This is a genomic window from Yersinia sp. LJYL362 (assembly GCF_048323875.1).
Genome location: NZ_JBLWEX010000052.1, coordinates 1 through 9,129 on the forward strand (window position 1 = coordinate 1; position 9,129 = coordinate 9,129).

Below are 9,129 nucleotides of genomic sequence, written 5' to 3' on the forward strand. Positions count from 1 at the left end.
GGCAATAATGCCCCATCGCCACGGCAACAGCGGCAATGGAGAGCAATAACGTCAATAACGCCGATAACAGCAAGAACTGCTGCGCGCGCTGTAGGGATTTCCCCAGCGCACCGCCCGACTCTTGCAAACCATACCAGCGCTGATCCGGTTTCAATTGCGGCGTCAGCCAGTCACTAAACTGAGTAATAGCCTCCGTTGGGCCTGCAAACATATAGTGATAGCTCAAACGGCTACCCGGTTGTATTGCACCGGTTTTTTCTACATCCGCCAGATTGATTAAAATTCGCGGTGCGGTCTGGAAGGGGTTAAAACCCGAATCAGGTTCCTGTAGCACTTCGCCAATGATTTTCAACGAAGTATCACCAACTTCTAGTGTGTCGCCGACTTTAACGCCGAGCAGCGCCAACAACCGCGGGGCCACCAGCGCGGTTCCCGGCTCAAGTTTGACTTGTGTCGGTGAGGTTTCCAGCTTGCCATACAATGGATAAGCTAAATCTGTGGCTTTTACATCTGCCAGTTGTGGGCGATCACCAGCAAAAGTCATAGTCATAAATGAAAGCTGGCGGCTGACAGACAATCCCTGCTTTTTCGCCTCCAACAACCACTCTTCCGGGGCTGGGTGAGACGTCTTCAGCACCCGATCGCCCGCCAGAAAATCACGACTTTGCTGACTAAGCCCTTTTTCCATGCGATCGCTGATAGTCCCTAGCGACAGTACACAAGCGACAGCCAGAGTTAATGCCAACCAGACAATCAGCAGTGAGGGCGAGCGCCATTCACGCCAAAACCAGCGCCAAATCATGCTTCCTCCCACAATTTACCGTCTTGTAGCCGCAGCCGACGCTGGCAACGGCCAGCCAGTTGCACATCATGGGTCACCAGTATCAGCGTGGTGTCATAGTCGCGATTAAGAGAAAAGAGTAAGTCAGCAATACGGTCACCGGTATGGCGGTCAAGATTGCCGGTTGGCTCATCGGCAAATAACACTTTTGGCCGACCACTAAAAGCCCGAGCCAGCGCCACCCGTTGCTGCTCGCCGCCGGAGAGTTGGGCAGGAAGGTGGTGAAGGCGCTTCTCAAGGCCCACCAGCTTTAATAACTCAATGGCATGCACTTTACTCTCGCGCTCACTTTCACCACGTAACAGCGCCGGAAGCTGCACGTTTTCTAATGTATTAAGTGTCGGCACCAACATAAATGATTGGAAAACAAAACCGACATTTTTTGCCCGCAGTTGCGCGCGCCCTTCTTCATCCATGGCAGTCAAAGAATGGCCGAGTAAACTCACCTCACCGCTACTGCCATCATCGAGGCCCGCCAGAATTCCCAGCAAAGTTGATTTACCTGAACCTGACTCACCAATCAGCGCAATTGTCTGAGCGGGTTTGACAACCAGCTCAACTCCGGTAAGGATGGAGAGCTGTTGCTCACCCTGACCGACGTGTTTATTAAGATGATGAACTTCAAGAACGTTTTCCGCTGGCATCTTCCCTTCCTATTACTATTGGGATTATTCAGTTTGCGTGCCGCCGCAACCGATACACTTTTGATTCTCGGCGACAGTTTAAGCGCCGGTTACCGCCTGCCCATTGCCGAAGCCTGGCCTTCACGACTGGATAAAACATGGCAGACTACCCCATCATTACCAAAGGTGGTTAACGCCAGTATCAGTGGCGATACGGCGGCCCAGGGCTTAGCCCGTCTGCCTGCCTTGCTGAAACAACATCAGCCCCGCTGGGTACTGATTGAATTAGGTGCCAATGACGGCCTGCGCGGTTTTCCACCGCAGGATATTCAACGGGATCTCACGCAAGTTATCAATCTGATAAAAGAAGCAAAAGCGCAACCTTTGTTGATGCAAATCCGCATTCCACCTAACTACGGCCGCCGTTATACTGATGCCTTCAGTGCGATGTATCCACAACTGGCACAGCAATTTGGCATTCCATTGGTACCTTTCTTTATGGAACAGGTTGCTGTGAAGCCAGAGTGGATGCAGGATGATGGTTTACATCCTAACGCACAGGCGCAACCTTTCATTGCAGATTGGATGGCGCAACAACTCAAGCCGTTAGTAACTAGTAAGCAGTAATAACACTTGTTCAAACAAATAGAACCACTCACCAGGTAAAGTTATGCAAAAAACAGTATTAATTACCGGTTGTTCCAGCGGCATTGGCCTGGTTGCAGCACAAGACTTGAAAAACCGAGGCTATCGCGTCCTCGCCGCCTGCCGTAAGCCCGATGATGTGGCAAAGATGATACTGTTGGGTCTGGAAGGTATTGAACTGGATTTGGATGACAGTGCCAGTGTCGAACGCGCGGCAGCACAAGTTATTGAGCTGACTGGCGGGCGCTTGTATGGTTTGTTTAATAATGGTGGTTTTGGCCTGTACGGCCCATTACAGACAATTTCACGCCAGCAGTTGGAAAAACAATTTTCCACCAATCTGTTTGGCACCCATCAATTGACGCAGCTTTTACTGCCCGCCATGCTACCTCATGGTGAAGGGCGCATTATTCAAACCAGTTCAGTGATGGGATTGGTTTCAACTGCCGGCCGTGGTGCCTATGCCGCCAGTAAATATGCGTTAGAAGCTTGGTCGGATGCATTACGAATGGAACTGCATGACAGCGGAATTCATGTCAGTTTGATTGAACCAGGCCCGATAAGCACCCATTTCACACAAAATGTGAATCAGGCCCAAGTTGATAAGCCGGTGAGTAACCCCGGTATTGCGCAGCGTTTTACACTGCCACCAGAAGCGATTTTGCCGAAATTGCGTCACGCGCTGGAAAGCCCGCGCCCGCAATTGCGCTATCCGGTCACCTTAGTGGCCCATGCATTGACGATACTGCGCCGCATATTACCGGGCCGAATGTTAGATAAAGTCCTGCGTGGCAATTCTTGATAATAGTGATGAGGGTTGAAGCAACATAATTAGCCCCAATTAACTGCTATACCCTAAATAATTCGAGTGGCAGGAAGGCGGCAAGCGAATGAATCCCGATGAGTTGACACCAGTCAATGATTCGGGTGAATGAGAGCAGCCAACACACATGCAGCTTGAAGTATGACGGGTATAAAACGGATGAGAGAAATAATTCATGCTAGCACCTACAACGATTGATATTACCGAAGCGAACCTACATCAGACCTTAGAACAGTCCATGACAGTACCGGTGCTGTTCTATTTTTGGTCTGAACGCAGCCAGCACTGTCTGCAACTCACTCCAGTGCTGGATAAACTGGCCGCTGAGTATGCAGGCCAATTTATTCTGGCGCGGGTCGATTGCGATGCACAGCAGATGGTGGCTTCACAATTTGGTTTGCGCTCAATTCCGGCCGTTTATCTGTTTAAAGACGGACAGCCGGTTGATGGCTTCCAAGGGCCACAGCCAGAAGAAGTTATCCGCGAATTATTGCAACGGGTATTACCGAAGCCTGAAGAGTTGAAAGCAGCCGAAGCAGCACAGTTGATGAACGAGGGTAAGGCACAAGAAGCACTACCATTGCTGAAAGATGCCTGGCAGTTAATGCAACAAAGCCATAACCCGCAAACCAGCGATATTGCGCTGCAACTGGCTGATGCGCAAATTCAGCTCAACCGTAGCGAAGATGCCGAAAGCGTATTGGCGACCATACCACTGCAAGACCGTGATAGCCGTTATCAGGGGCTGATTGCACAAATCGAGTTGCTCAAACAAGCCGCTGACACACCAGAAATCCAGCAACTCCAACAACAAGTCGCTGAACAACCGGATAATGTCGAACTGGCTGTTCAGTTAGCGCTGCAACTGCATCAGGTTGGCCGTAACGAAGAGGCGCTGGAGTTGTTGCTAGGCCACTTGAAGCAAGATCTGGCTGCCGCGAATGGTACTGCGCGTAAGACATTAATGGATATTTTGGCCGCATTAGGCACTGGCGATGCACTGGCGGCTAAATACCGCCGTCAGCTTTATGCATTGCTGTACTAACAGGCGCTCTTAACGATCATTTTTCGCCCTACCTGTTACCATTATTTGCTACTGCGCGGGGCCAACCCGCGCTGTTTTATTCTGCCCCAACCTGACTTTCTCTCATTTACACGCTTTTACCTGCCTTTCGTTAGGCATTTAGCGCCCCGTCACGTAATATTAAGAAACAAAAATCATTGCTGACAGGAAGTTAAATATGTTTACGGTTATCCCTGTTCTTATCGTTGTAGCTCTGATTGTGGTCTTTTCCTCAATCAAAATCGTCCCACAAGGTTTTCAATGGACAGTCGAGCGTTTTGGCCGTTATACCAAAACACTGATGCCAGGCCTGAATATCGTTGTGCCATTTATGGATCGTATTGGTCGTAAAATCAATATGATGGAACAGGTTCTGGATATTCCATCCCAAGAAATCATTTCCCGCGACAACGCCAATGTGGCGATTGATGCTGTCTGCTTTATTCAGGTTATTGACCCGGTGAAAGCCGCATATGAAGTCAGCAATTTGGAGTTGGCTATCGTCAACCTGACCATGACCAACTTCCGTACTGTTTTGGGTTCTATGGAGCTGGATGAAATGTTGTCCCAACGCGACAACATTAACAGCCGCCTGCTGCACATCGTCGATGAAGCCACCAACCCGTGGGGCATTAAAATTACCCGTATTGAAATCCGTGATGTGCGCCCACCGACTGAACTTATTTCTGCGATGAATGCCCAGATGAAGGCTGAACGTACTAAACGTGCTGATATTCTGGAAGCCGAAGGGGTTCGTCAGGCGGCTATTCTGCGTGCTGAAGGTGAGAAACAATCACAAATTCTGAAAGCCGAAGGTGAACGTCAGTCTGCATTCTTGCAAGCAGAAGCTCGTGAACGTGCGGCAGAAGCGGAAGCTCAGGCAACCAAAATGGTTTCTGAAGCTATTGCTGCCGGTGATATTCAAGCCATTAACTACTTTGTGGCACAGAAATATACCGACGCCCTGCAACACATTGGTTCGGCCAATAATAGCAAAGTCATTATGATGCCACTGGAAGCCAGCAACCTGATGGGTGCTATCGGTGGTATTGCAGAGCTGATTGGTGAGAGTAAAAACAGCCGGGGTAAATAACCATGCTGGAGGAAATTGCAGCAAATCCAAACTGGTTTTGGCTATCACTCGGCGGCCTATTACTGGCAGCCGAGATGCTAGGGGCCAGTGGTTATATGCTGTGGAGCGGTGTCGCAGCCGTGGTGGTCGGTATTCTGGTCTGGCTTTTCCCCTTTAGCTGGGAGATGCAAGGCGTACTGTTTGCTGTTTTGACAGTCGTATCAGCCATCTTGTGGTGGTATTGGCTCAGTAAGCGTATCAAGCCGCAACCCGCGATGTTGAATCAACGTAATCATCAATTGCTGGGAACGAGGGCTACCCTGACGGAACCGACAGTTGATGGTTACGGCCGCATGAAAGTGGGTGATAGCAGTTGGCGCATTTATAGCGCTAATGAGCTAAATGTCGGCACCGAAGTTGAAGTCATTTTAGTGGAAGGCAATACTTTGCACGTCAGGGCTGTTCACCACTAACACATTGAAAAGGCGTATTTATTTTGATACGCCTTTCACATAACATTAGCCAACTTTTTGTTTCTCACTCCCGTGACAACACCCCGCCAAGTTATTAATAATCGGGCAATCTGCACCCTCATCTCCTGGGCACTCGTCTGCCAAAGCCAATAAACGTAATCGCATCTGATTGAGATCATTAATATGTTTCTCGATTTCCGCTACCTTTTGTAACGTTGCAGCTTTCACATCCGCACTGTGGCGAGCGGGGTCATGAAACAATGCCAGCAGCTCGCGGCATTCATCTAATGTAAAACCGACCTGCCGTGCCTGACGCAACAGTGTTAACTCTTCGATATGTTTGGCGCTGTAGCTTCGATAACCATTATCCGTGCGGATAGGCGGTGTCACCAGTTTCTTTTCTTCGTAAAAACGAATGGCCTTACTGGTTAAACCGGTTTTTTTTGCGACATCGCTAATATTCATTCTTCCCCCTTGACCTTCCCCTTGCTGGAAGGTTTAACCTCTATAATTAGTGAAAGGAAGGATGTCAGTCAAGCGGAATAAAACCTGTACAGATCAAAGTCCGTTATTGCCCTATATAAGCGATATGACTGGGAATACCGACTAAACTTATCCCGACAAATTTATGGATAGGTTCCTACTCGATAAGGAGTCAACTATGTTGCAAACCACAGTGCTGGCCTTACACGGCCTCTCCTGTATGAATTGTGCCAAACGCGTAAAAACGGCATTAGAAAGCCGTGAAGATGTTCATCATGCAGAAGTGAATGTTCACTATGCCAAGGTAACGGGTGAAGCCGACACCACTACACTGATTGATACGGTTAAACAAGCGGGTTATCAGGCAGAGGAAGCTCAAACTCCTGATATTGAATTACAGCTATCAGGCTTGAGTTGCGGGCACTGTACCGAATCTACGCGCAAAGCGCTGGAAGCCGTTCCCGGTGTGATTGCAGCAGATGTCTCCCTCGACAATGCCAAAGTGTATGGCAAAGTTGAGGCACAAACGTTAATTGATGCTGTGGAGCAAGCAGGCTACCACGCCACACTGCCGGGGGCGCAATCCCCAAAAACTGAGCCGCTGACTCACTCAGCCCCATCTTCGCCGGAATATCTGGCAGCGGCCTCTTCAACCATTCCGGCAGCGACAACTGACATTAAAAATACGCAACCCAGCCAGCCGCTAGCAGAACCTGCTGACAATGACAGTGTTCAGCTGTTACTGACCGGGATGAGCTGTGCCAGTTGTGTATCTAAAGTACAAAATGCACTGCAAAGTGTTGATGGTGTTGAGGTCGCACGAGTCAATCTGGCGGAGCGCAGTGCATTAGTCACCGGTCACCCTAGCAATGAGGCACTGATTGCAGCGGTCAAAAATGCCGGTTATGGTGCTGAAATCATTGAAGATGAAACAGAGCGACGCGAGCGCCAACAGCAAATGTCGCAAGCCAGTATGAAGCGTTTTCAGTGGCAAGCAGCACTGGGGCTGTTATTGGGTATCCCATTGATGGGATGGGGGCTATTTGGCGGTAGCATGACGCTAACCCCTGAGACTCAAACGCCGTGGCTGATAGTTGGGATAATCACTCTGCTGGTGATGATATTTGCCGGTGGGCATTTTTATCGTAATGCCTGGGTCAGCCTAAAAAATGGTAGTGCCACCATGGATACCCTGGTAGCGCTAGGTACCGGTGCAGCGTGGATCTACTCCATCACGGTGAATATCTGGCCGGATGTCTTCCCGATGGAAGCCCGCCATCTTTATTATGAAGCCAGTGCCATGATTATCGGTCTGATCAACCTTGGTCATGCGATGGAACAACGCGCCAGACAACGTTCTTCCAATGCGCTGGAGCGCTTGTTGGATTTGGCACCGCCGACAGCCCGGCTGGTCACCGATGAAGGTGAAAAACTCATCCCATTGGCCGATGTGCAGTTGGGTATGACCTTGCGTTTGACCACCGGTGACCGCGTGCCGGTTGATGGTGAGATTGTACAAGGCGAGGTGTGGATGGATGAAGCCATGTTGACTGGCGAACCTATCCCACAACAAAAGTCCACCGGTGATGTTGTCCATGCCGGGACACAAGTACAGGATGGTACGGTGCTGTTTCGCGCCAATGCTATCGGCAGCCAAACAACATTAGCGCGAATCATTAAGCTGGTGCGTCAGGCCCAAAGCAGTAAACCAGAGATAGGTAAGCTGGCCGATAGGATCTCCGCGGTATTTGTGCCAACGGTAGTCGCCATTGCCGTTATTGCTGGGCTGATTTGGTATTTCTTCGGCCCGCAACCGCAATTGGTCTATACCCTGGTGGTCGCCACGACAGTGCTGATTATCGCCTGCCCTTGTGCGCTTGGGCTGGCAACGCCGATGTCAATCATCTCGGGCGTGGGTCGGGCGGCTGAATTTGGGGTATTAGTACGCGATGCCGATGCGTTGCAGCAGGCCAGTAATCTCGACACCTTGGTATTCGACAAAACCGGCACTCTGACCGAAGGGCATCCGCAAGTGGTCGCCATTCATACCTTTAATGGGGTCAGTGAGCAACAAGCGTTGGAATGGGCGGCCGCGTTAGAAACTGGATCGAATCACCCACTGGCACGCGCCATTTTACAACGCGCCGAGGGGCTAACACTGGCAACGGTCAACCAATTCCGCACATTACGTGGTTTAGGTGTTAGTGGCGAGGTTGATGGCGTGGCGCTATTGCTGGGGAATAATCGCCTGCTGGAAGAGCAACAGATTGATACCAGTGAGTTGCAATCATTAATACAGCAACAAGCTGAAAGTGGTACAACTCCGGTTATTCTGACAGCACAAGGTAAGCCTGCGGCACTGCTATCAATACGCGACCCGCTGCGCAGTGACAGTATCAGCGCATTGCAACGTTTACATCAGCGAGGATACAACTTGGTGATGTTAACCGGTGATAACCCTATTACTGCCAATGCCATTGCCAAAGAAGCAGGTATCGATCAGGTGATCGCCGGTGTCCTGCCTGATGGCAAAGCTGAAGCTATCAAGCAACTGCAAGCTGCCGGGCATAAAGTGGCCATGATTGGTGATGGTATCAATGATGCACCAGCACTGGCGCAAGCCGATGTCGGTATTGCCATGGGAGGCGGCAGTGATATTGCGATTGAAACTGCGGCTATTACCTTGATGCGCCATAGCCTGCATGGAGTTGCAGATGCTGTTGAGCTTTCCAAAGCAACATTGCGCAATATGAAGCAAAACCTGCTGGGCGCATTTTTCTACAATGCGCTGGGGATCCCGATTGCTGCGGGTATTCTATTCCCGTTCACCGGCACATTACTCAGCCCAGTAGTTGCTGGTGCGGCGATGGCACTGTCCTCTATTACCGTAGTCAGCAACGCTAACCGCTTATTGCGTTTTAAACCTAAACAATAAAAACTCGGTGGCGCACAACCCTTTCTTGTGCGCCACTAAGCGTTTAGGATACAGAAAACGCTAAAAGAGAAGCATATAGGCATGGGCCAATTATTACGCCGCATCGCAAAATTTTTAGGGGTTGGTGCTCCAGCTACTTACTCCTACCCCGCTTTAGATGTCACCTTAGCC

At 50.1% G+C, this 9,129-nt stretch carries 9 protein-coding genes and 1 pseudogene; 7 read left to right on the forward strand and 3 right to left on the reverse strand.

Annotated elements, in window-relative coordinates; genetic code table 11:
- Together ACNSO8_RS02115 and ybbA are read right to left on the reverse strand one after the other, a co-directional pair.
- Positions 1 to 802, reverse strand: an 802-nt coding sequence (locus ACNSO8_RS02115; RefSeq protein WP_418393677.1) for an ABC transporter permease, incomplete at its 3' end; no start/stop codon positions are given.
- Positions 799 to 1,485 carry a putative ABC transporter ATP-binding protein YbbA gene (gene ybbA / locus ACNSO8_RS02120; protein ID WP_019081253.1) on the reverse strand — a complete coding sequence of 229 codons (687 nt, stop codon included), beginning with the start codon at positions 1,483 to 1,485 and terminating at the stop codon, positions 799 to 801. The genes ybbA and ACNSO8_RS02115, both read right to left, overlap by 4 nt.
- On the opposite strand from ybbA, the gene tesA reads away from it, so the two are divergent.
- From tesA to ACNSO8_RS02145, 5 genes are all read left to right on the forward strand, one after another.
- Positions 1,456 to 2,091 (forward strand): multifunctional acyl-CoA thioesterase I/protease I/lysophospholipase L1, encoded by a 636-nt coding sequence (tesA, locus tag ACNSO8_RS02125; RefSeq protein ID WP_026018172.1) that lies wholly within the window; start codon positions 1,456 to 1,458, stop codon positions 2,089 to 2,091. The two genes, ybbA and tesA, sit on opposite strands and share 30 nt — an antisense overlap.
- A 43-nt stretch (positions 2,092 to 2,134) precedes the next feature.
- The gene (locus ACNSO8_RS02130; RefSeq protein WP_019081255.1) at positions 2,135 to 2,911 is read left to right on the forward strand and encodes an SDR family oxidoreductase; all 777 of its coding nucleotides are present in this window, start codon (positions 2,135 to 2,137) and stop codon (positions 2,909 to 2,911) included.
- A 196-nt stretch (positions 2,912 to 3,107) separates the two neighbouring features.
- Positions 3,108 to 3,977, forward strand: coding sequence for a co-chaperone YbbN (locus ACNSO8_RS02135; protein ID WP_046051430.1), 870 nt, complete (start codon positions 3,108 to 3,110; stop codon positions 3,975 to 3,977).
- A 196-nt stretch (positions 3,978 to 4,173) separates the two neighbouring features.
- Positions 4,174 to 5,088: an SPFH domain-containing protein gene (locus ACNSO8_RS02140; RefSeq protein WP_005158246.1), complete on the forward strand. Its 915-nt coding sequence runs from the start codon at positions 4,174 to 4,176 to the stop codon at positions 5,086 to 5,088.
- 2 nt (positions 5,089 to 5,090) lie between these two features.
- Positions 5,091 to 5,540 (forward strand): NfeD family protein, encoded by a 450-nt coding sequence (locus ACNSO8_RS02145; RefSeq protein WP_005158242.1) that lies wholly within the window; start codon positions 5,091 to 5,093, stop codon positions 5,538 to 5,540.
- 45 nt (positions 5,541 to 5,585) lie between these two features.
- Here ACNSO8_RS02145 and cueR read toward each other — a convergent pair whose 3' ends face one another.
- Positions 5,586 to 6,005, reverse strand: coding sequence for a Cu(I)-responsive transcriptional regulator (gene cueR / locus ACNSO8_RS02150; protein ID WP_046695335.1), 420 nt, complete (start codon positions 6,003 to 6,005; stop codon positions 5,586 to 5,588).
- Positions 6,006 to 6,201: 196 nt separating this feature from the next.
- Between cueR and copA the strand changes: the two genes are divergently transcribed.
- Entirely contained in the window at positions 6,202 to 8,958 is a 2,757-nt protein-coding gene (gene copA, locus ACNSO8_RS02155) for a copper-exporting P-type ATPase CopA (RefSeq protein WP_050917397.1), read from the forward strand.
- An 81-nt stretch (positions 8,959 to 9,039) separates the two neighbouring features.
- Positions 9,040 to 9,129, forward strand: a pseudogene (locus tag ACNSO8_RS02160) (conjugal transfer protein TraB); the annotation flags it as partial.